This is a genomic window from Laribacter hongkongensis DSM 14985 (assembly GCF_000423285.1).
Lineage (GTDB): Bacteria > Pseudomonadota > Gammaproteobacteria > Burkholderiales > Aquaspirillaceae > Laribacter > Laribacter hongkongensis.
Map to the genome: position 1 here is coordinate 235234 of NZ_AUHR01000004.1, position 22520 is coordinate 257753.

At 60.1% G+C, this 22520-nt stretch carries 21 protein-coding genes and 1 tRNA gene; 13 read left to right on the forward strand and 9 right to left on the reverse strand.

Translation table 11 applies throughout. The features are described from left to right. The first annotated feature begins 41 nt into the window (after positions 1-41). Both recX and prmB read left to right on the forward strand, forming a co-directional pair. The gene (gene recX / locus G542_RS0105700; RefSeq protein ID WP_027823626.1) at positions 42-500 is read left to right on the forward strand and encodes a recombination regulator RecX; all 459 of its coding nucleotides are present in this window, start codon (positions 42-44) and stop codon (positions 498-500) included. 16 nt (positions 501-516) lie between these two features. Next, entirely contained in the window at positions 517-1428 is a 912-nt protein-coding gene (prmB, locus tag G542_RS0105705) for a 50S ribosomal protein L3 N(5)-glutamine methyltransferase (RefSeq protein ID WP_027823627.1), read from the forward strand. Positions 1429-1594: 166 nt separating this feature from the next. On the opposite strand, the gene G542_RS0105710 is transcribed toward prmB, so the two are convergent. Continuing rightward, complete coding sequence (locus tag G542_RS0105710) at positions 1595-2200, reverse strand: LysE/ArgO family amino acid transporter (RefSeq protein ID WP_051189935.1); 606 nt, start codon at positions 2198-2200, stop codon at positions 1595-1597. A gap of 99 nt (positions 2201-2299) precedes the next feature. Between G542_RS0105710 and G542_RS0105715 the strand changes: the two genes are divergently transcribed. Continuing rightward, positions 2300-3193 (forward strand): LysR family transcriptional regulator ArgP, encoded by an 894-nt coding sequence (locus tag G542_RS0105715; RefSeq protein WP_012696282.1) that lies wholly within the window; start codon positions 2300-2302, stop codon positions 3191-3193. Between the two features lie 5 nt (positions 3194-3198). Here G542_RS0105715 and G542_RS0105720 read toward each other — a convergent pair whose 3' ends face one another. Beyond that, positions 3199-3981: an enoyl-CoA hydratase-related protein gene (locus G542_RS0105720; RefSeq protein WP_012696283.1), complete on the reverse strand. Its 783-nt coding sequence runs from the start codon at positions 3979-3981 to the stop codon at positions 3199-3201. Between the two features lie 84 nt (positions 3982-4065). On the opposite strand from G542_RS0105720, the gene G542_RS0105725 reads away from it, so the two are divergent. Next, on the forward strand, positions 4066-4752 hold the full coding sequence (locus G542_RS0105725) for a sulfite exporter TauE/SafE family protein (RefSeq protein ID WP_027823629.1): 687 nt from the start codon (positions 4066-4068) through the stop codon (positions 4750-4752). A gap of 136 nt (positions 4753-4888) precedes the next feature. Here G542_RS0105725 and fdhE read toward each other — a convergent pair whose 3' ends face one another. The 4 genes from fdhE to fdnG form a co-directional block, all read right to left on the reverse strand. Continuing rightward, positions 4889-5809 carry a formate dehydrogenase accessory protein FdhE gene (fdhE, locus tag G542_RS0105730; RefSeq protein WP_027823630.1) on the reverse strand — a complete coding sequence of 307 codons (921 nt, stop codon included), beginning with the start codon at positions 5807-5809 and terminating at the stop codon, positions 4889-4891. 78 nt (positions 5810-5887) lie between these two features. Then, the gene (locus G542_RS0105735; protein WP_012696286.1) at positions 5888-6511 is read right to left on the reverse strand and encodes a formate dehydrogenase subunit gamma; all 624 of its coding nucleotides are present in this window, start codon (positions 6509-6511) and stop codon (positions 5888-5890) included. Then, complete coding sequence (fdxH, locus tag G542_RS0105740; RefSeq protein ID WP_027823631.1) at positions 6508-7410, reverse strand: formate dehydrogenase subunit beta; 903 nt, start codon at positions 7408-7410, stop codon at positions 6508-6510. Before fdxH ends, G542_RS0105735 begins: the two co-directional genes overlap by 4 nt. 10 nt (positions 7411-7420) lie before the next feature. Continuing rightward, positions 7421-10477: a formate dehydrogenase-N subunit alpha gene (fdnG, locus tag G542_RS0105745; RefSeq protein ID WP_155826617.1), complete on the reverse strand. Its 3057-nt coding sequence runs from the start codon at positions 10475-10477 to the stop codon at positions 7421-7423. A 270-nt stretch (positions 10478-10747) separates the two neighbouring features. On the opposite strand from fdnG, the gene fdhD reads away from it, so the two are divergent. The 5 genes from fdhD (at position 10748) to G542_RS17880 (ending at position 16095) form a co-directional block, all read left to right on the forward strand. Then, positions 10748-11593: a formate dehydrogenase accessory sulfurtransferase FdhD gene (gene fdhD / locus G542_RS0105755; protein ID WP_081666750.1), complete on the forward strand. Its 846-nt coding sequence runs from the start codon at positions 10748-10750 to the stop codon at positions 11591-11593. Between the two features lie 187 nt (positions 11594-11780). Beyond that, the gene (locus G542_RS0105760) at positions 11781-13004 is read left to right on the forward strand and encodes an aspartate kinase (protein ID WP_012696291.1); all 1224 of its coding nucleotides are present in this window, start codon (positions 11781-11783) and stop codon (positions 13002-13004) included. Between the two features lie 143 nt (positions 13005-13147). Beyond that, positions 13148-13241: transfer RNA gene (locus G542_RS0105765), tRNA-Ser, on the forward strand. A gap of 255 nt (positions 13242-13496) precedes the next feature. After that, positions 13497-15137, forward strand: a complete 1641-nt coding sequence (locus G542_RS0105770) for a site-specific integrase (RefSeq protein WP_162142337.1) — start codon at positions 13497-13499, stop codon at positions 15135-15137. A 199-nt stretch (positions 15138-15336) separates the two neighbouring features. Then, the gene (locus tag G542_RS17880) at positions 15337-16095 is read left to right on the forward strand and encodes a DUF2971 domain-containing protein (protein WP_081666752.1); all 759 of its coding nucleotides are present in this window, start codon (positions 15337-15339) and stop codon (positions 16093-16095) included. Between the two features lie 138 nt (positions 16096-16233). Here the strand turns inward: G542_RS17880 and G542_RS0105775 are convergent, their stop codons facing one another. After that, positions 16234-16962 (reverse strand): ORF6N domain-containing protein, encoded by a 729-nt coding sequence (locus G542_RS0105775; RefSeq protein WP_081666753.1) that lies wholly within the window; start codon positions 16960-16962, stop codon positions 16234-16236. Between G542_RS0105775 and G542_RS18450 the strand changes: the two genes are divergently transcribed. The 4 genes from G542_RS18450 (at position 16961) to G542_RS16055 (ending at position 19856) form a co-directional block, all read left to right on the forward strand. Beyond that, the gene (locus G542_RS18450; protein WP_155826618.1) at positions 16961-17263 is read left to right on the forward strand and encodes a hypothetical protein; all 303 of its coding nucleotides are present in this window, start codon (positions 16961-16963) and stop codon (positions 17261-17263) included. The two genes, G542_RS0105775 and G542_RS18450, sit on opposite strands and share 2 nt — an antisense overlap. Positions 17264-17425: 162 nt before the next feature. Continuing rightward, a complete protein-coding gene (locus G542_RS0105785; protein WP_155826619.1) occupies positions 17426-17869 on the forward strand; it encodes a hypothetical protein in 444 nt (147 codons plus the stop codon). A 597-nt stretch (positions 17870-18466) separates the two neighbouring features. Then, the gene (locus G542_RS0105790) at positions 18467-18775 is read left to right on the forward strand and encodes an ArsR/SmtB family transcription factor (protein WP_027823638.1); all 309 of its coding nucleotides are present in this window, start codon (positions 18467-18469) and stop codon (positions 18773-18775) included. 178 nt (positions 18776-18953) lie between these two features. Beyond that, a complete protein-coding gene (locus tag G542_RS16055) occupies positions 18954-19856 on the forward strand; it encodes a cation diffusion facilitator family transporter (RefSeq protein ID WP_034985100.1) in 903 nt (300 codons plus the stop codon). 1279 nt (positions 19857-21135) lie between these two features. Here G542_RS16055 and G542_RS16060 read toward each other — a convergent pair. Continuing rightward, entirely contained in the window at positions 21136-21363 is a 228-nt protein-coding gene (locus G542_RS16060; protein WP_081666754.1) for a lecithin retinol acyltransferase family protein, read from the reverse strand. Between the two features lie 237 nt (positions 21364-21600). Continuing rightward, positions 21601-22338, reverse strand: coding sequence for a YqaJ viral recombinase family nuclease (locus G542_RS16065; protein ID WP_081666755.1), 738 nt, complete (start codon positions 22336-22338; stop codon positions 21601-21603). Positions 22339-22520 lie beyond the last annotated feature (182 nt).

The window sequence follows — 22520 nt, forward strand, 5'->3', positions numbered from 1 at the left end:
CGCGCAAGCCTGCGGCCTTGTGTTTTGGCGGAACCTTCGGCATGACCGGACCCTCTCTCAAGGCGCGCGCCTACCAGTACCTGTCGCGCCGCGAAATGACCCGCGCCGAACTGGCGCGCAAACTCTCGCCCCATGCCGACAGCGCCGAGGCGCTGGAAGCCCTGCTCGACGAACTCGAACGCCTCAGGCACCTGTCCGACGGGCGGTTTGCCGAGGCCTGGGTCAACAGCAAGGCCAGCCAGCATGGTGCCCAGCGCCTGCGCCATGATCTGGCCGCGCGCGGAGTCGATGCCGACACCATCCGCGAAACGCTGGCGTCACTGGGTGACAGCGAAGTCGGGCGCGCCCGCGAAGTCTGGCGCAAGAAGTTCGGCAGCCTGCCCGCCACGCCACAGGAAAAGGCGAAGCAGATCCGCTTTCTGGCCGGGCGCGGCTTTTCGCTGACAGTGATCCAGCGCGCGCTCAAAGACATTGATTTAGACGACTATCCGCAAGACTGACTGAAGGTTTTTCTCCATGTACGCAGAAGCCCGCCATACCCTCCACACCGTGCGCGACGTGTTGCGCTTTGCCATCTCGCGTTTCCAGGAGGCCGGGCTGGTATTCGGCCACGGCTCCGACAACGCCTGGGACGAGGCGGCCTACCTGCTGGCGCACACCCTGCACCTGCCGCTGGAACGCTTTGACGCCCTGCTGGATTGCCGGCTGCTGCCGACCGAGCGGGATGCCGCCCTTGCCGTGATCGAGCGCCGGGTGAGCGAGCGTCTGCCCGCCGCCTACCTGACGCACGAAGCCTGGCTGGCCGGGCACGACTTCTACGTGGACGAGCGGGTGATCGTGCCGCGTTCGTTCATCGCCGAGCTGCTGCCCGAAGCCCTGGAACCGTGGATCGAACACCCGGAGCTGGTGCATTCGGCGCTGGACCTGTGCACCGGCTCGGGCTGCCTCGCCATCCTGACTGCGCTGTACTACCCGGATGCCGACGTCGATGCGATCGACCTGTCGCCAGAGGCGCTGGAAGTAGCCGGGATCAATGTCGGACGGTACGGCATGCAGGACCGCATCCGCCTGGTCGAATCCGACCTGTGGGCCGGGGTGGCCGGCTTGAGCTATGACCTGATCGTCTCCAATCCGCCGTACGTGGATGCCGAATCCGTGGCTGCCTTGCCGGACGAATACCTCAAGGAACCCGAGCTGGCGCTGGGTTCCGGCGATGACGGGCTGGAGGCCACGCGGCGGATCCTGGAAGAGGCGGCTGCGCACCTCAATCCGTTGGGCGTGCTGGTGGTGGAAATCGGCCACAACCGCGACGTGCTGGAAATGCAATATCCGCAGCTGCCCTTTACCTGGCTGGAAACCTCCGGCGGCGACGGGTTCGTGTTCCTGCTGACGCGCGAAGAACTGGTCGAGGCCGGCTTTGGTGACTGAGTGGCCGCTGCGCCGTTCCGGTCGCTGGCCCTCCCGGCCGGCGCAGGCTGGTATGACCTGGTGCGGCTACCGGAGCTGATGGTCACGGCTGGCTGAAAAAATCCACGGGTGCAGGTTTGTCCTGGGCAAGAGGCAAACCTGCCCCCGTTTTTTTGACTGGCAGGAATCAGTTCAGGGCCAGTCCCAGTGCCAGCGACAGCATGAACGCTGCCATGCAGCTGTCCAGCACCCGCCAGGATACCGGCCTGGCAAACAGCGGGGCCAGCAGGCGGGCGCCGAAAGCCAGCGACAGGAACCAGGTGAGCGAAGCCAGCGAGGCGCCCAGCCCGAAGAGATAGCGTCCTCCCTCGGGCTGCTGGGCCGACAGGCTGCCCAGGAGAACCACGGTGTCGAGGTAGACATGCGGGTTGAGCCAGGTCACTGCAAAGGTCGCCAGGAGGGCGGTCTTCAGGCCGCCACGCTCGCCGTCGCCCACCAGCAGCGATTCGCCCTGCCAGGCCCGGCGCAGTGCGGCCCAGCCGTACCAGAGCAAAAACGCCACGCCGCCCCAGCGGGCCACTTCCAGCAGGGTGGGGTGCGCTAGGATCAGGGCGCCGGCGCCGGCCACGCCGAGGGTGATCAGGATGGCATCCGACATGGCACAGGACAGGGCGATCGGCAGGCGATGCTGTCCTTGCAGGCCCTTTTGCAGCACAAAGGCGTTTTGCGCGCCAATCATCATGATCAGGCTTGCGCCCATCCCGAATCCTTCTGCCACCGGCATCCAGCTCATGGTGTCCTCGTTCAGTGTCCGTCTGGTAATGGACATACCTTACTGGCTGGATCAATATGAAGTAAAACTCATAATTTTTAATAACCGTTAAAAATTTTCATGTTCGACTACAAATTGCTGACGGCACTGGAGGCGGTGGTCAAGGCCGGCAGTTTTGACAAGGCCGCCGCGCTGCTGTGCATCACGCCTTCGGCAGTGTCGCAGCGCATCCGGCAGCTGGAAGAACGCACCGGCCAGCTGCTGCTGATCCGCAGCCTGCCGGTCAGGGCCACGGCAGCCGGACATCGCCTGTTGCGGCATGTGCGGCAGGTGGCGTTGCTGGAAGAGGACTTGCAGCAGGAACTGCAAGGTGAGGCCGAAGGCGGGCTGACGCCGCTGCCGGTCGGCGTCAACGCCGACAGCCTGGGGACCTGGCTGTTGCCAGCGGTGGCCAAGGTGGTCTGGCGCGAGCGGTTCGTGTTGCAGGCCATTGTCGATGACGAGGCGCATACCCACGACCTGCTGCGCAGCGGCGAGGTAGTGGGCTGCGTGACCAGCCATCCGCAGCCGCCCACCGGCTGCATCAGCCAGCCGCTGGGGCAGATGCGCTACCGCTTTTATGCCACGCCGGACTTTGTCCGCAACCACCTGCCGGACGGGCTGACCCGCGAGGCAGTGCTGGCCACACCCGGCATTGCCTTCAACCGCAAGGATTCACTGCATTTCGGCCAGATGGAGGCGCGGTTCGGCCTGCGCCTCGGGGATTATCCCTATCTGACCATGCCTTCGACCCATGCACTTTTCGAGGCAGTCAAGGCCGGACTGGGCTACGGCCTGTCACCGGAGTTGCAGGTCGGTGAAGCGCTGGCCTCCGGCGAGGTGATAGACCTGCTGCCGGACGATCCGCCTTCGGTCAGCCTGTTCTGGCATGGCTGGGCCTTGCAGTCGCCACGGCTGGCACGCTTCACGGCCACACTGGTGGCCGAGGCGCGCCAGCGCCTGCGCGGAGGCTGACGGGGTCAGGCGTCGTTGTCATCGCGCCAGCTGGGCGCGCGCTTTTCAAAAAAGGCCAGCACGCCTTCGACCTGTTCGATGCTGCCAAGGCAGGACAGGGTTGCGGCCATTTCCTTCGACTGGGCCGCCTGCATGGCATCCAGTCCGCCGCGCAGCAGCTGGCGGTTGGCACGGGCGGCACCCGGACTGCTGAAGTGCCCTTGGTCGGCAACCGACACGGCCACGATCTTGGCCAGGCCCGCGTCGGTCAGCTCGTCGACCAGACCGATCTGCAATGCCCGGGCAGCGGATACCAGTTCGCCGGTCTGTGCCAGCCGGCGGGCCCAGCCTTCGCCGACCGCCTGCGGCAGGCGCCAGGAAGCTCCGCCGCACAGGGGCAGGCCCAGGCGGGCTTCCGGCATGCCGACTTCGGCCTGGCGTTCAGCAATCCGCACGTCGCAGGCCAGCGCCAGCGCCAGTCCGCCGCCAAGGGCGTAGCCGTTGATGGCGGCGATGGTCAGTCCTTCAAAGCTTGCCAGCGCCAGGGCCGTGTCGTTCAGCGCATTGAGCAGGGCTTCGGCCCGCTGGGGTTGGGCGGCATGAAAGGCTTCGATGTCGGCCCCAGCGGAAAAAAAGCTGTCTCCGGCGCCGGTCAGCACGAGGGCGCGGGTTTGCGGATCGGAAGAAAGGGCATGGATCTGTCTGGTCAGGGCCTGCAACTGTCCGGTGTCCAGTGCGTTGACCGGAGGAGCGTTGAGGGTAAGGATGGCACTGCGGCCCAAGTGTTCGACGATCAGGTGTTCGGCCATGGGATGACTCGTATGGATGGTTGAGCAGCGGCCGGGCGCGCACGATTACAATGTCCGGCAATTAGGTTTTTTTATAGTCAAACCATGCCTGAATACAGCCTCGTTACGCTTTTTCTTGTCGGCCTGATGGGCGGCGGCCATTGTCTGGGGATGTGCGGTGGTCTGGTGACGGCGTTGTCGCTCCAGTTGCCACCGGCCCGCTCGCGTGCGCCGTTCGTGCTGGCTTACAACCTTGGGCGCGTGGCCAGCTATGTGCTGGTGGGCGCCATCGTCGGCGGGCTGGGCGGACTGGGACTGGCTGCGCTGGGCATCCGTGGGGCGCAGCTGGGGCTCTTTGTGGTGGCGCAGTGCCTGATGATCCTGCTGGGACTGTATCTGGCGGGGTTTTCCGGTGCGGTCACGCGCATCGAGGCGCTGGGGCGGCCGGTCTGGCGGCATGTGCAGCCGCTGATGAAACGCCTGCTGCCAGTGCGCTCCCCCCTGGGGGCGTTTGGCGTGGGCATGCTGTGGGGCTGGCTGCCGTGCGGACTGGTGTATTCGGCCAGCCTGACCGCCATGGCCAGCGGCTCGGCCGCCGGCGGGGCCGCCGGCATGCTGGCGTTTGCACTGGGAACGCTGCCCAATCTGCTGGCCATGGGCGCATTTGCCGAGGGGCTGCGCGGCTGGCTGACCCGGCTGTGGGTACGCCGGGTGGCCGGCATGGCTGTGGTGGCGATGGCGCTGTGGCAGCTGTGGCCGGTGCTGGGGCAGTGGTCGCAGGCATCGGCCTGAGGCCGGGAAAGGACAGGACAACGGTCAGGGATGCCTTGCGTCATCCCTGACCGTTGATGCTTTCAGGTGCTGCCGGCCGGAACATTGGTGCGGGCTGCAACTGCTGCCGCACCAATGTTCCGGCCCGTGCCTTGCCTCAGGCCGCGCCGGGCAGATACCAGAAATTGGGCCCGGCACGCTCGAAACCCTGTTCGGCCATGGCCATGTCCAGCTCCAGTGTCGCCAGGTCGTCGGCCAGCGGTTCCAGCTGGATGTCGCGGCTCGGATCAAGGTGTTTGAGGTAGGCGAGGCAGTCGCCGCAGCTTTCGGTACGCACGGCATCCTTTTCGTCGCCGTGGGCCCAGTAGCCGATGTCGCGGCTGCTGTCACACTGCGTGCACTGGGCGCGCACATGATGCCAGTCGGTGTCGCACAGCGGGCAGTGCAGGTAACGCAGGCCTTCGGTGCCGGGGCGCAGCCAGCTGACGGCCGGCGGCATGCCGCAGACCGGGCAGGAGTGGGCTGCGTGTCCGGCCTGTCCGAGCCGGGCCGGCGCAATGCGGGCTGCCAGTGCGCGGAAATACACTTGCAGGGCAGCGGCAACAAACGGTGCCTCGGCGGCATCCAGCGTGGCCCAGTCGAAGCCCAGCAACCGGCTGGCCTGCTGCTCCAGCGTGTCGGCATCGGCGGCAGCCAGCGAGTCCAGTGCAGCCAGGGTGGCTTCGGGCAGGTCAGGGAGGGCGCGCAGCGTGGTGACGAGATGCGACAGCACCTCACGCCAGACGGCATCGCGCGACCAGGCCTCCGTGCCCAGCGGCGGCAGCTCGTGCAGGGCGCAGTTGTCCCAGTAGCTGTCCGGCAGGTCCGGAAGGGGGATGTCGAACCGGGCAGCTGCGTCGGCCTGGGCGGCGGCGAGCTCGCCCAGGAGATGCAGGTAGCCGGCCAGCGGGTGGCCGTCGGCCAGTGCCGTCAGGCGACGGGCACGGCCGGCGTAGGGGGCCTCTACCGGCAGGTAGACGGGGGTAATGCGCAGGGCGGATTGTCCGAGTTGTTCCTGCGCGACGATTTTCAGGCTCATGGCGGATCCTGCAAGAAAACGGCCGGTGCCCGCAGACACCGGCCTTGATGAAGACAGCTTCAGTCAGCCGGAACCGGCTTACTGCTGCTTGTCCTTGACTTCACGATACCAGCGCGGGTGATGCTTTTTGGCCCAGGCGGTCGTGACCACGCCTTCGACCATCGCACGGATGGTACCGCGCACCCACAGGGCGGCGTAGACGTGGATGATGATGCCCGCGATCAGGATCAGGGCGCTCCAGGCGTGGAACAGCAGGGCCAGCCGGATGACCGGGATCGGGAACATCGGGGCAAAGTACGGACGCCAGATGATGAAGCCCGTGCAGGCGAGCACCAGCACGCACAGCGTCATCAGCCAAAACATGCCTTTCTGGCCACCGTTGTACTTGCCGATGTCACCGACTTCGACCCCGAGCAGCGCCTGCTTGACTGCCAGCATCCACTTCACGTCCTCGCGGTCGATGAAGTTGTGCTTGAAGTAGCGGAAGAACTGCACGAAGAAGCCCGCGACCATGATCACGCCGACGAACGGGTGCACGATGCGCGCGAGCTGCGGGGTGCCGAACACGCCGGTCAGCCAGAAGAACGCCGGATAGAAGAGCGCCAGTCCGGACAGCGCCAGCAGCACGAAGCAGACGGCAACGATCCAGTGGTTGATGCGCTCGGCCGCCGAGTAGCGAACGATGAGTTTTTCCTTGCTCATGCCTTGTTCTCCCCGTCGTCGTTCTTGCCGGCCGGCTTGTCCTCTTCATCGTCCTCGGCCTTGTTGGGGCCGACGCCGATGTAGTGGAAGAAGCCGAAGAGACCGGCCGCAGCAATGCCGACCGTGGCCAGCGGCTTGAGCAGACCTTTCCACAGGCCGACGGCCGGACTGATGGCCGGGTCTTTCTGCAGGTTGCTGTAAAGCTCCGGCTTGTCGGCATGGTGCAGCACGTACATGACGTGCGTGCCGCCCACGCCGGCCGGATCGTACAGGCCGGCGTTCTCGTAGCCGCGCGACTTGAGGTCGGCGATGCGCGTGTCGGCAAAGACCTTCATGTCCTCCTTCGAGCCAAAGCGGATCGCCCCGGTCGGACAGGTCTTGACGCAGGCCGGCTCCTGGCCGACCGCAACGCGGTCGGAGCACAGGGTGCACTTGTAGGCCTTGTTGTCCTCGGCGTTGATGCGGGGCACGTTGAACGGACAGCCGGCGATGCAGTAGCCGCAGCCAATGCAGTTTTCCTGCTGGAAATCCACGATGCCGTTGGCGTACTTGATGATGGCGCCAGGGCTCGGACAGGCCTTGAGACAACCAGGGTCGTCACAGTGCATGCAGCCGTCCTTGCGGATCAGCCATTCGAGCTTGCCGTTTTCCTCGACCTCGTTGTACCGCATCACCGTCCACGATTTTGCGGTCAGGTCGGCCGGGTTGTCGTAGACGCCGGTGTTGTTGCCGATGTCGTCACGCAGGTCGTTCCATTCCGAACAGGCTACCTGGCAGGCCTTGCAGCCGATGCAGCTCGAAACGTCGATGAGCTTGGCGACTTCGGTGGTCTTGCGGACCTGCGGTGCCGGTGTCGGGCTGGCGGAGCGGCGGACAATGTCCAGCGATTGCAGTGCCATATTGTCCTCCTTATGCCTTCTCGACGTTCACGAGGAACGTCTTGAATTCCGGCGTCTGCGTGTTGGCGTCACCCACGAACGGCGTCAGCGTGTTGGCAATGAAGCCTTTTTTCGCCACCCCTTCGTAGCCCCAGTGGATCGGAATGCCGATGTGATGCACCGGCTTGCCGTCGACCGTCAGCGGCTTGATGCGCTTGGTGACCACTGCCTTGGCCTTGATGTAGCCGCGGTTGGAGGACACCTTGACCGTGTCGCCGTGGGCGATGCCCTTTTCCCGGGCCAGCACTTCGCCGATTTCGACGAACTGCTCGGGCTGGGTGATGGCGTTCAGGCGCGAGTTCTTGGTCCAGTAGTGGAAGTGCTCGGTCAGGCGGTAGGTGGTACCGACGTACGGGAACTTCTCGCTGGTGCCGAACTGGGCGCGGTCGTCCTTGAACACGCGGGCCGCCGGGTTGCTGACCACCTGCGGGTGCAGGGGGTTGGTGCCGATCGGGCTTTCAAACGGCTCGTAGTGCTCGGGGAAGGGGCCTTCGGCCATCTTGTCGAGCGCAAAGAGGCGTCCCATGCCTTCGGGCTGCATGATGAACGGGTTCATCGCGCTGCCCGGCGCTTCGTCGGCCTTGAAGTCGGCCACGTCGCCACCGGTCCATTTTTCGCCGTTCCACTTGAGCTGGCAGCGGGCGGGATCCCACGGCTTGCCGTCGCGGTCCATCGAGGCACGGTTGTAGATGATGCGGCGGTTGGCCGGCCATGCCCACGACCAGCCCGGCGTGTTGCCAAGACCGGTGTCGGTGTTGTCGCGGCGGGCCATCTGGTTGCCGGCCTGGGTCCAGCTGCCGGTGAAGATCCAGCAGCCGCTGGCGGTGGTGCCGTCGCCTTGCAGGTGGGCGAAGGTGGACAGCTGTTCGCCTTTGCGGGCGAGGAACCTGGTCGGGTCCTTCGGGTCCGGCAGGTCGGCCAGTGCCTTGCCGTTGAGTTCCTTGGCCAGTTCTTCGGCGCTGGGCTCGTGCGGGTCGCGGTACTGCCACGACAGGTTGAGCACCGGGTCGGGCAGGGCGCCGCCTTCCTTGGCGTAGGCTGCCTTGAGCTGCTGGTAGATGCCGGACATGATTTCGACGTCGGTCCTGGCTTCTCCCGGTGCGTCAGCGCCCTTCCAGTGCCATTGCAGCCAGCGGCCGGAGTTGACGATGGCGCCTTCTTCCTCGGCAAAACAGGTGGTCGGCAGGCGGAAGACTTCGGTCTGGATGTCTTCGGTCTTGACGTCGTTCTGCTCGCCGTGGTTTTTCCAGAAAGTGGACGTGTCGGTGACCAGCGGGTCCATGATGACCAGGAACTTGAGCTTCGACAGCGACTCGATGACCTTGTTCTTGTTCGGGAACGAGGCGACCGGGTTGAAGCCCTGGCACATGTAGCCGTTGATCTTGCCCTGGTGCATCAGCTCGAACACTTGCAGCACGTCGTAGGACTTGTCCCACTTGGGCAGCCAGTCAAACGCCCAGTTGTTCTCGGCAGTGGCGGCGTTGCCGTAGAAGGCCTTCATCAGGCTGACGAAGAACTTCGGCGTGTTCTGCCAGTAGTTCATCTGGCCCGGCAGCCATTCCTTGGGCGTCGATTTGGCCAGGTAGTCCTCGTAGCCGGCGACTTTTTCGTTCGGCAGGTTGAGGTAGCCCGGCAGGTTGGTCGACAGCAGGCCAAGGTCGGTCAGACCCTGGATGTTGGAGTGGCCGCGCAGGGCGTTCACGCCGCCACCCGGCATGCCCATGTTGCCCAGCAGGAGCTGGATCATGGCCATGGTGCGGATGTTCTGCGAGCCGATCGAGTGCTGGGTCCAGCCCAGGGCATACAGGAAGGTTGCCACCTTGTCCGGCCGGGCGCATTCGCCCAGCATTTCGCAGACCTGCAGGAACTGTTCCTGCGGGGTGCCGGTGACGTTGCTGACCACTTCCGGGGTGTAGCGGGCGTAGTGGGCCTTGAGCAGGTTCCACACGCAGCGCGGGTTGGCCAGCGTGTCGTCGCGCAGCGCGTAGCCGTTTTCGTCGCGCTGGTAGTCCCAGCTCGATTTGTCGGCGTACTTGGCCTTGTCGGCATCCCAGCCGGAGAACAGGCCGTCGTTGAACGCGAAGTCGTCACGCACCAGAAGGGCTGCGTTGGTGTACTGCCTGACGTATTCCCAGTTGATCTTGTCGTTGCTGATCAGCCAGTTGATGACGCCGCCGAGGAAGGCGATGTCGGTACCGGAACGGATCGGGGCGTAATAGTCGGCCACCGATGCGGAACGGGTGAAACGCGGGTCGACCACGACGAGCCTGGCGCCGCGGGTCTGCTTGGCTTCCACAACCCAGCGGAATCCGACCGGGTGGGCTTCGGCTGCGTTGCCGCCCATGATGACGACGAGGTCGGCATTCTTGATGTCAACCCAGTGGTTGGTCATGGCGCCACGGCCAAACGAAGGGGCAAGACTTGCCACCGTCGGGCCGTGTCAGACACGTGCTTGGTTGTCGATGCTCAGCATGCCGAGGCTGCGGATGACCTTGTGGGTCAGCCAGCCGGCCTCGTTGGAAGATGCGGATGCGGCCAGAAAGCCGGTGGTGGTCCAGCGGTTGACGGTCTGGCCGTCTGCGTTGGTGGCCACGAAGTTGGCGTCGCGGTCGGCCTTCATGTGACGGGCGATGCGCTCGAAGGCTTCATCCCAGCTGATGCGCTTCCACTCGTTGCTGCCGGCTTCGCGCACTTCCGGATACTTGAGCCGGTTGGGGCTGTGGATGAAGTCGAGCAGGCCAGCGCCCTTGGGGCACAGTGCGCCGCGGCTGACCGGATGGTCCGGGTCGCCCTCGATGTGAAAGATTTCCGCCTTTGCGTTTTTGGCACCGTCACCGAGGCTGTACATCAGAATGCCACAGCCAACGGAACAATACGGACAGGTGTTGCGGGTTTCGGTCGCGCGCGCGATCTTGTAGGCGCGGACATCAGCAAATGCCGTGGCGGGAGCGACTCCCATTGCGGCAAGGCTGGACCCGGCAACACCGCCCGCGCAGATCTTGAAGAACTGCCGTCGGTTTACCTGCATGGAATGTGTCTCCATTTGGTCTCGTTGCATGCGCTGGTTTTGTTGGACCTGCCGGCATGGGGCAGGGGCTGCGCCGTGCGCAGTTCGGGCAGCTAACCGGAATGGTATCGGACTGCGTGGCGCATGCCAAAGCCGGAAGGTGGTTTTTTCGACTGTTCCTGCGCCCTTTTATGGCTGAAGGTCGTAAAGAAGAATTTCAGCCAGGTCGAATGAACTGTCTCCGTTGGCCTGGCACCCCGGCAGCAGGACAGAACGGAGTAGACTGCACACATGCAGAATTTTCCTTTTTCCGGTTGTCCGGTGCCTGTCGCCGGAGAGGTGTCGATGGCACCGGCGCAGAGACTTGACGTGGTGCGGCTGCGTGATGGCCTGCTGGTGGACGAGCAGGACACCGTGGCGGCCGAGGTGCCGGTGGCACTGGTCTTCAACGGTATTTCGCATGCGGTCATGATGTGCACTCCGGAGGATCTGGAGGACTTCGCGACCGGATTCAGTCTGAGCGAGGGCATCGTTCCGGACCTGACGGCCTTGTATGACATCGAGGTGGTGCCGGTGGTGAGCGGCATTGAGGTACGGATCGAGCTGGCTGCCGGGTGTTTCAGTGCGCTGAAGGACCGGCGCCGGCAGCTGAGCGGGCGTACCGGTTGCGGACTGTGCGGTGTGGAGAGCCTGCAGCAGGCCATCCGCCCGGTCAGGCCGGTTCCCCGGCAACTGAAGATCAGTCAGGGAGCATTGCAGGCGGCGATGGCCGGCCTGCCGGCCTGCCAGGTGCTGGCGCGGGAAACCGGCGCCACACATGCCGCAGCATGGTGTACCCCGGACGGGCAGATCCTTGCCGTGCGCGAAGATGTCGGGCGGCATGTGGCGCTCGACAAGCTGATCGGTATGCGGGCGCGACAGGGATGGAGCGACGGATTCGTGATCGTGACCAGTCGTGCCAGCTACGAAATGGTTCACAAAGTTGCCGAGGTGGGGGTCGAGCTGCTGGCGGCCATCTCGGCACCGACGGCACTGGCGGTGGATCTGGCACACGCGGCGGGCCTGACGCTGGCGGGTTTCGTACGGGGTGAGCGGGCGGTGGTTTACGCCGGGGCCGGTCGTCTGGTGACGGGCTAATGCCTTGACCTTCATGGGCTTGCAGCTCACAACGTGAATCCGCCGGGTTCCCGGCCGGTTTCCACTTTGGCTAGATGCGCCGGAAGGCGCGGCTGTAAACGGTTTACGCCGCTATCATTTTGCTGGTTGATGTGGTAAGAATCCCGGACGATTTTCGTTTTCTCTTACCCAACTTTCCTACAGCAACATGGCACTCATCGTTCAGAAGTACGGCGGTACGTCGGTGGGCTCGACAGAGCGCATCAAGAACGTCGCCCGCCGCGTCGCCAAGTGGAAGGCGCAAGGTCATGATCTGGTCATCGTCGTATCGGCGATGAGCGGAGAAACCAACCGTCTTCTTGGTCTGGCCCGCGACATCCAGTCATCCCCCGATCCGCGCGAGCTTGACGTCATTGCGTCGACCGGCGAGCAGGTCACCATTGCCCTGCTGACCATGGCATTGAAGGAAATCGGTGTGGACGCTGTCAGCTACACCGGTTGGCAGATGCCGATGCTGACGGACAATTCGTTTACCAAGGCGCGTATCCAGTCGATTGCCGAAGGCCGGATGCGTACCGACCTGAATGCTGGCCGGGTGCTGGTCGTGGCCGGCTTCCAGGGCATCGACGAGGACGGCAACATCACCACGCTGGGGCGTGGTGGCTCCGACACGTCGGCCGTGGCGATTGCTGCGGCGCTGAAGGCGGACGAGTGCCAGATCTACACCGATGTGGACGGGGTCTACACCACCGACCCGCGCGTGGTGGAAAACGCCCGCCGCCTGAAAACCATCACCTTTGAGGAAATGCTGGAACTGGCGTCGCTGGGTTCCAAGGTATTGCAGATCCGCTCGGTGGAGTTTGCCGGCAAGTACAAGGTGCGCCTGCGTGTGCTGTCCTCGTTTGAAGAGGAAGGCGAGGGTACGCTGATCACGTTTGAGGAAGATGAGAATATGGAAAAGGCCGTCGTCGCCGGTATTGCGTTCGACCGTAACGAAGCTCGCATCAATGTGAAGGGTGTGCCGGACAAGCCGGGCATTGCCTATCAGATTCTGGGGCCGATTTCGGATGCCAACATCGAAGTCGACATGATCATCCAGAACGTGGGTGACAACGGCACGACCGATTTCTCGTTTACCGTACCGCGTGGCGAGTACCAGAAGGCGCTGTCGATCCTGCGTGACCTGCAAGGCCATCTGGGTGCGGCTGACATCAATGGTGATGACAAGATTGCCAAGGTGTCGATCGTCGGGGTGGGTATGCGTTCGCATTGCGGCATTGCCAGCACCATGTTCCGTACCCTCGCGGAAGAAGGCATCAACATCCAGCTGATCTCGACTTCCGAAATCAAGGTGTCGGTGCTGATCGACGAGAAGTATCTGGAGCTGGCTGTCCGGGTGCTGCACAAGGCTTTCGGGCTGGATCAGGCCTGACGGTTCCTTGCCTGAAAGAAAACCGCACGAAAGCCGTGCGGTTTTTCTTTTTTGCATCAGTGGATTGCCTGTCTGGTGAAATTGCAGCGTCAATATACTGTTGACGGTTTTTCCGTGTTTCCGTATATTTCGCGTCTCTCGACGGAGAAATGGCCGAGAGGTCGAAGGCACTCCCCTGCTAAGGGAGCATACGGGCTAAAACCCGTATCGAGGGTTCGAATCCCTCTTTCTCCGCCACAGAACACCAAGCCCTTGATTGGAAACAGTCAGGGGCTTTTTGTTTGCCTGGATGGGGCCTGAGTCCCACATTGGTCCCACAAAAGTCCCACGTTGGTCCCACAGTTTCGTGTTCGTGTGGGGCCGGCATGCGTCAGCCTGACAGGTAGCACTGACAGCATGGCTCACATACGGCAAGGGTCCACACACAGTAGTTCCGGTAGTAAGTCTCCCATGATGCGTGTCAAGTTGCCCAACTGCCTCGGAGGGGCAGACTTGGCGTTTTCCCTCAAGAGGATTCCCGGCAAAAGGGATCAGGCGGCCTTCGTGCGTCATATATCAGCAAAGGTTGATATACTCGCTATCCGTTTGAAAAGAAGGGGAATCAAGTTGGGCAGCAGCGAGAAAATGCGTGAGAGCATCCTGAGAGACCTTGAGCATTTTGAGAGCGAATGCATCGCTGAGGGAAAGCTGTTTGATTTCCATGAGGACTTGATACCCGAGGTCGGCAACATTGCGGAAACCCTCGAATGGGCTGCGAATACGATTGATCTTGATCTGAGCGATATTGGTGCGGTACGTGACCTTGAATTACGCAAGGGCCTGCACAGGCGCTCGGAGGCCAACCGGGCGAAGGCTGAGGTACTGCGGGGGAACTGGGGGCCTTTCCGTCAACTCAAGGAACGACTGCATTCCGAGAGGGCCGCAGAGGCAGCCGCAAAGGCCGTAGAGCGGCTGTCTGCCTTGCCTGAGGTAGTTGAGCCAACCGTCCCTGAAGTGCCCGCATACACCGTTCAAGAGGCCGTAATGGCATTCCTTGGAGAGAAGGAAGCCGGGAAGCTCGCACCCAAGACAATGAGTGAGTATCGCACCTGGTATCCCGAGCTTGCCCAGCGAATCGGGCCTTACAGGAACCTGTGCGACGTTACCCGTGATGACCTCTTGGCGTGGCGTGATAAGTACCTCACAGGGGCGGCAAGTCAGGCCACGATGAACAAACAGCTAGGCAAGGTCGGGGCATTCTTCAAGTGGGCCTATGAGACCCAGAGGGGGAGGCTGCCGGTTCACTATCACAACCCGGCGGTGCGCCTGCATCCCCAGATCGGCAAGTCCGAGAAGGTGGCAGACCATGAGCAGCGTGAGCGTTGGAGTGATGAAGAATTGCAGGTCATCCTGAAGAAAGCCGGAGAGGCCGACTACACGACCAAATGGATGATTCGTATCGGGGTCTACACAGGTGCCCGCCTGAATGAGGTTGCCCAGCTTCACAAGGACGATATCCAGATCACCGAGGACGGTATTGTTGCCCTGCGGATTGATGACAAACACCCTGACCAGCGCCTGAAAACCCGAGCGGCCCGCCGAGTCATCCCGTTAGGTTTCCCCGAGGCCATGCTTCGGGCCTTCATGAAAGAAGTTGAGGCCAATGGGGACCCTGAGCGGGTCTTTCCGAGGCTGACTTTCAGGGAAGCCGAAGAGTCTTACTCGAATTCAGCGGGGAAGCTGGTCAATGCCAAATTCCTGAAGTCCATCAGCAAAAGCAAGTCTTACCACGGTCTGCGCCATTCCTTCATGGACAGGTGTAAACAGAGGGAAGTCTATGAGGCGATGATCAAGGAGGTTGTCGGCCATGAGATTGATGACATTACCAGTGGCCGCTACGGGAAACGCTATGGCGTCAAAGTGCTGAGGGATGCCATCCCAAGGCTGGTGTATGGGACTTCTTTCCTGACGCCTGACAGGGGCGAATGGGCCATCCGTATGGTCTCGTTTCAGGAGGGGCCGCAGCGGTCCCTAGAGACCTGCTGGACTACCTCGCAGGACACGCTCCGGCATCATCCAGTTCGGTTGCCATGTCCTACGGGCAGGGCTAGGCGAAGGCGTACCAAGTGCTGCGAGGTGCCGCTGACAGCATAGAGGCCACTTTGCTGCCCTTTGTGCCCCGTGCATGGTGATGTGCACCTGAATGTTCCCTGGTAGGGATGGGCACTTGGCTGCCATTGGCAATGACGAATATGCACCTATACACAGACTAACGAAACAGCACTCGATTGAGGCCTGATATTAATGTAACGTTACAATCAATCAGAAATACTCACAAACAAAATCCCATACGATGCCGATCATTAATGACCTCAACTTGCAGGACGTCAGCCCTGTCCCTACTGACTTAGACCTGCCAAGTACCGTATACAAGTACAGAGAAATAAACGACCGGCTTTATGAATCCATAACGCTGAATCAGATATACATACCTGCCCCGTCCACCTTTAACGATCCATTTGACTCATCAAAAATTTTAAGCAGAACAGCATTTGGCGAAATTTTACATCGAAATATTAATGAATCAGGCATGCTTTGCTTATGCAAATTTGCTGACAACTTGCCTATGTGGGCATATTACGGAGATGGTCTAAAAGGCGTATCAATTGGCTACGACCTAAAGATGCTATTGCATTCCTTAAAACCATTAAAACCAAACCCTAACGAATACTCCCCTCGCTACAGATATGTTTTCGATGTTCAGTATTGCAGCGGAAAGATGGAGCCCATAAGAGAATATGGGCTGCTAAATAACGACGACCGGGAAATTCAAAAAATGTACGCAACAAAATCCACGGCATTTCAGCATGAAAATGAATGTCGCATCATGGTTCCAGCAAGCCCAGATATCAATGGAGATTGTACTTGGGTTGGATATGGAATGTATACGCATGCCCCCGAAGCCATAAAAGAAATAATTTTTGGTATAGGAGTATTGAATGAAAAAAAACAAGCTATCATGGAGATGCTAAAAAATAGAAACATATCATTCAAGCAGGCGATACCAATTAAAGAAAATTTTGGGCTGACAATAGAACCTTTAACAGCATAGCCCAACTATAATTGCCGCCTTGGTCGTATTAAAAACAAACGTAGCGCACCAAAGGAGCTGACATTCGGCTAGCCCCTTGTCCGCAGTTCGTCACGCTCTCGGGCGAGTTTGCGAACCTTCTCTTCAGCAGCGAAGCTGTCACAGCGCAGCGGTCCCCGCATGGCCCATTGAGGCTGCCCGAAGTTGCCCTTCCAACTCTTCCTTCTGGCGCTCCAGCATGTTGTTGGAGCCAATGGCCCTGCCCATGCTCACAAGGGCAGCCTTGAGTAGGGACTCAGCCTCATGCAAGGGCGACTCAAAGGCCTTGGGAGCGTTCTTGCCGGCTAGTTGGAGGTCGATGCCGGGCAGCAGTGATGTGCCCTTGGCGACCACCTCATGTGCCTTCTGGGCGGCCTCTTCGCGGGTGGACAGGGAGCCTGTAGCGATGCCTTCAAGGGTGAAATAGGCGTCAATGAAAGTGTCCATCATGGCCCACGCCTCGGGCGTTCCTACGGACTTCGAGAGCTTGGCGAGGCCCCTGCGGGTGAAGAGGACAAGGCCCGTACCGGAATAGTGGAAAAAATCGAGAGGTACAATTTGTACCTCACTCTTTTGTCCGTTGACCGGAAATCCGAGGGCACGGGCTTCAGCGGCTGTGAGGTGAAAGTAATGCACTCCATCCGTGTATTGATCCTTGTTGCGGCGGAATGCCTTGCCAATTACCGGGGTTTTAGTGCCTAGCGCCTCAGCGATAGCCCGAGCGGTCAGAACAGGCTGGCCCTTGTAGGTCACCTGCGGCAGCTTGATATTCCCCATGTCAATGATCGGGGCCGGCTTGAGGGTTACGGAAGTCAGGGTGGTCTTGGTTACGGTTGCGGTAGTCATCATGGTGTTCAGTTCCCTTGGTGTTTTGGTGGTGGTGGTGGCGTTACTACTGCTGGTTACAGCTACGCTGCTGCTGAGGGTCACAGCTACGCTGCTGGCACCAGTGGCTGCCTCGTTTCATCGCTACGGCATCCTTGCGGTTAGCCCTGCGGTTAGCCGCTTCGGCACGACTGCCGGGGTCCTTGAAGAAGGCGCGACCGCTCCAAGTGGGTTTCGGGGCAACCTCACAGCGCAAACCTTCAGCAATCCGCATAAAAGCCTGTCTAACGCACGTAACTCAGTCTTGGCACATCCCCTAGCCTGAACCGCAATGTCTCCCTGTAGCAGCCTGTAGTGGCCTTGATGCCCGTTTGTTTTAGGTAACACCTTAGATACAAGGATGGCGAGTACCGCAATGCTCCGACTCCATGTGTCCCTCGTTACCGTCATCCGAAACAAACAGTCATTACAGGAGACATTGCCACCCATGCCTGCCATCGCTACCACCACCGCTTACTACGCCAACTCAGCAGTAAAGCTGCTACCAATCACTGCAACAGGTCGCCCTTCCAGGGTCTACGACAATTCCCTTGTTGCCGAACACTTGTCCCAATATCTCAACTTCACGGACTTCATGCGGGATGCTCCGGGGCCATTCCGGGCTGCCCTTGATGATGTGATTACGGGAGCCACCCGGCTTGACCTTGGCGGCAACTCCCGGCCACTCGGCAAGGCCCGTTTGTTCACCCTGTTGGCGCACCTCCCGGCCATCTCTACGACCACCATAGCGGAAGCCTTCCAATGCCCCGACAGACATGCCCGGAAGATTGCAGCGGTCCTGAGGGTTGCCTCAACGGCCCTGCATGAATGGATTGTTCGTCATATGGAAATGGATGCCGCTGGGGAGGTGCCGCAGGGTAGTTGTCACTAGCATTAGTCCTTAGCTATCTTGATTTGCGAATCAATAGTGAGTTTCGGCCACCTATATTAAAGGGCCTTCCAAGTTAAACCTGGACGAAACGGAAACTGTCAACGGTATTCTGATGAATATTTATTTCTCAAATCATCTTGACAGTCCGTAAAACGACCAGTGGTTTATGCAAGGAAATTAAGTAACACATTAGGGGAGACCCAGGGTTACACATATACAGACACCACACTTACCAAGGAGACCAGAGCTGAAATGAAATACCCGGCAGATGCCCGAGGGGCACACCTTAAAGGGGCCGATCAGACCAGATCAAAGTCATGACCATATTGAAGCTGCATCTTCATCACTCATGAAGTCCATGACTCAAAGGTGCCTCTGAGGAGAATGAATCCCATCATGGGGATGACCATCATTGAGGTATCCATCAACAAGGGTTCCCTCCATCATCATGGTATCCCAGCTCCGTGAGTTTCCCTCAAGGGGCAACCCAAAGGACCTGCCTCACAGTCCATCACTCTACCAATGAATACGTTCTCCCTTGACCAAACACATGCACATACCTATCATCTGAACACCTGTTAATTTGTTTATTGGTTTATGTCCACTCCTTCAGAAGCCCCTGTAGCCGAACTGGCGGACCTGTTTCGCTTGCTGGGAGACATAACCCGCCTGCGTATCGTGTTGTGCTGCTTTAAGCAGCCTATTGCGGTAAACGATATTGCAAGCTCTTTGGACCTCAGCCAATCACTCGTCAGCCACCACCTCAGGCTTCTTCGTGCCGCTCGAATAGTTACAGCAGACCGGCAAGGTAAACAGGTGTTCTATTTCGCGTCCGATAGGCATATTTCACGGATGCTTTCCGACATGCTGGAACACATTGAGGAACCCGACCAAGAAATAGATTGATGACGGAACAGCCTGTGGCTGAATGCACTACAAGAGCAGCATGTGTTACGTCTGAAGATTGCCAATACGGTTGTCAGTAATTGAGTGCCTAGAAAACACACACAATCATTCTGCCTCTCCACAAAAAAGCACTCCTGACGAAAGTCTACAAACCTAGCCTATCGGATGTTCATCCAACATGAACAATAAACCAAAGTCATTGACGATCTACGCTTGGTTGTCGATTGCTACAGCTATTGTAACGATCATACTAAAGGGCGTTGCATGGCAACTCACAGGTTCGGTGGGGTTGCTCTCGGATGCCATCGAGTCACTGGTCAACCTCGCAGGAGCATTAATGGCGCTCTGGATGTTGACTGTCGCAGAGCGGCCTGCCGATGAAGATCATGCATTCGGGCACAGCAAGGCAGAATACTTCTCAAGCGCCTTTGAGGGATTCTTGATTATTGTCGCAGCTATTAGCATCGGATATGCAGCGATTGAAAGACTCCTTAATCCAAGCCCCTTGGAGGCAGTGGGATTTGGTCTCTTGGTCTCCGTTGTTGCTTCGATTGCGAACGCAGCGACAGCCATGATTCTCTTAAAGGCCGGAAGAAGGCACAACTCAATTACCTTGGAGGCGGACGCTCATCACCTGCTTACTGACGTATGGACTTCGGTGGCAGTTATCAGCGGAGTGGGGCTGGTCTGGTTAACAGGTTGGCTTTGGCTTGACCCGGTAGTTGCCCTGATCGTTGCCGCCAATATCGTCTGGACGGGGTATCGTCTTATTTCTCGCTCTGTAAATGGCTTGATGGATACATCTTTACCAGACGACAAACTGGAGCAAATCCGCCAACTGCTATTGAGTTATCGCTCGCATCAGATTGAATATCATGCGCTACAGACCCGTGAAGCCGGGGGGCGTGCATTTATCAACCTCCATCTGCTCGTGCCGGACCATTGGTCTATAGTCCTCGGGCATGAATGGAGCGAACGAGTTGAATCCGACATTAGAAAGATTATTCCACATGCCCATGTAACCACACATATAGAACCGTTGTCACTTGCTGACCATGACGATGATGGTTTGGTGAACTGATTGATGCTGAGGCTCTTTTAGGGGCCGTATCGGGAAACTCCTCAAGCGGTTCCGTGATTAGTCTGCCGTAGATTCATGGCCTGCTACGGCTACTCAAGGGGCCCCGCTAGGGCATCCCAACGGGGAGACATTGAGTTTGCCCCCAGCTCTCAATGTCTCCCCTCCCTTGGGAACTGCATATGTTGCACTGGATGGCTCCCTTGAGGATGAGAGGCGAACTCAGCCTCTAAAAAATAGCAGAAAAATCTGAAAACCCATCCTCATGAAGTCGAATGCTGTCAGTCCCCCCGTAGGGGGCCTTCAGGGGTGCCCTGCACGGGGACAGACAGCAGGAAGAGAGAAGCGCTCGCTGTTCCCTAAAGGCGCTCTCATGGTGGCCGTGGAGGTGCCCCCCGCAGGAATGACGACCCCAAGGGAGGCGGGTTGTAAGGCGGCATGGGGTAGCCTTGAAGGTATCTCGCTGAGGGTGTCTGGGAGGGGAGTTTCAACACTTGCTATTATTGAAGTTATAACCAAATTCTATGTTATCCACAGGCTCGGCAGGGGATGGGAGACATAACTACCCCCAACTTCTAGCGCGGGATTGCTGCCTATTATTTAAGCTACAGAATCGGTCGTATGAACAGCCAACGGCCATTGACTAGTGCCCCATCGTGGTCCCAGAATCTTCGCGTTGACCTCGTGACTGTTCGGCTTTTTACGCGGCCAATATGGATATGTTTCTTAACAAATCTGACGCAATTTCCATTCAAATCAATGGTTTGTATGCGGTGGTATATGGGGGTTCCCGTTATTCCCTCTTTCTCCGCCAGTACACAAAGTCAAGGCCCTGATTAGTCAGGGCTTTTTCTTTTTTCACTGTTTTTGGTATGCCACCAGGTATGCCATCACGGAGTGGCTGGTCGTAGCCTGTCCGGGACGTCCCCGGACGCCGTGCGGGTTGTCCGTGCCCAAAAAAGAAACGTGTTGCCTCCCCTCCACCCGGTCCGGGTGGAAGGATATGCCGTAATGCTCTTTTCTTTTCATGGTCATCTGGGTATGCGTATGGCATGATCCGGCGCCTGTCCGGCTGCCATGACCAGCTACCCGGGTGAACCTGTCCTTGTCAGCTAGGTGTGATTCAGCCACGCCGGCCCGGACAGCCCCCGGCCTGATACCGCATACCGGGCCAGGAACTGCCCCGGAGCGGTCAGGAGCGGATCCGGCCGACGTGACGGGCACAGCAACGGCAGGACCCGTACCGACAAGGCTGCCGAACCCAGTGTCGTTGCAGCCATGCTTACCTGCCGGCTTTTGGCCGTCCCCTGATGCACCAGGTCACGAAGTGCTCGCAGTTGTTGAACAGCAGGTGGTAACGGTACTCGTGCAGCCGCTGGCGGGCGCGGGAAATGCTGGCTTCGGTGCCGTAGCGGCGCGTCCGGTGGAACCGGACCGTACAATTCCGGCCCCGGCTGAACGTACCCAGTGACACGACCCTGACCCCTTGCCGGGGGACGTAGTGGATGATCTGGCCTTATCCAAGGTAGAGGCCGTGATGGGCATAGCCCCGCCGGGGCATGATGAGGTGGTGCCTCGTTGCATGATGAATCTCCTGTATGTGCCGCCTTAAAAAACCCACCCCGCCAACGGGCAGAATGGGGTTCGGGGGGATGGAGTGGCGCTGGACCAGCCTTGCTTGAAGAGGACAACTTACGGACGGCAGGAGAAATCCTTACTGCCCCAGGGGTCGATGACCCTGGCTGCATCACGGCTTGGCACCGGATAGGTACGGTTGCCGATCGTGACGGACACGTTCTTGCCCGTGCGCAGGGCACGATAGATCCCCGGCCACTGCTGGCGCCCGGCCGGCGTCGTCCGAACCGTCCGGTTCCGGGCGGACATCCTCCGTCACCGCCTGCCAGAACGCGGCTTCGCGCCTGATCAGGTCGACGATCTTCGCTTCGTCCCGTTCCACCCGCCAGATCCGGAAGTCCTGTCCGCCGACCAGCACTGCCACATCAGCCCAGGCGTGGCCGGTTACCGCCAACTGGTGTAGCACCTGACACTGGTACGCCACCGGGATGCCGTCCTCCCACTGCGGTGCACTGTGCCAGCCGGCGATCTTGATCTCCAGCACGCCCGGTCCGGCCGCCTCCCCGACGACCTCGCGGTCAAGGTTGGCCAGCATGAAGGCATGTCCGGGATGCTGCAGCACCGCATTGACCCGGCGTATCCGGCGTCCGGTGCGTTCGGCATACACCCGGGCCAGCACCGGTTCCAGCACCGTGCCCCAGACCACTGCCTCCTTGCCGGACACATCCTCCGGCAATTGCCGGCCGGTCTTCTCCAGCCACAGGGTCAGCGGGCTTTTGTACGGCGACAGGCCGACGGCCGCTGCCGCATCCGACGAACCGATGCCCCGCTGGCGGATCGCCAGCCAGGCCTGACGGTCCAGCCCCACGGTCGAAGCCAGACGACGGGCCTGCCCATGACGTGAACGCATGATTCCTTCCTCCTCAAACGCACATCGCCCGGCAGGCACAGGGCCGGACCGGGCGACGTCGCAACACAACACACATGAACCAAACCGGAACACGGAAACCGGACACACGACCGGCCTCTCCGTTCCCGGTCAGTACTCCTCTGCCAGCATGACCGTCAGCACCCGCACGGTCCGGGCAGGAT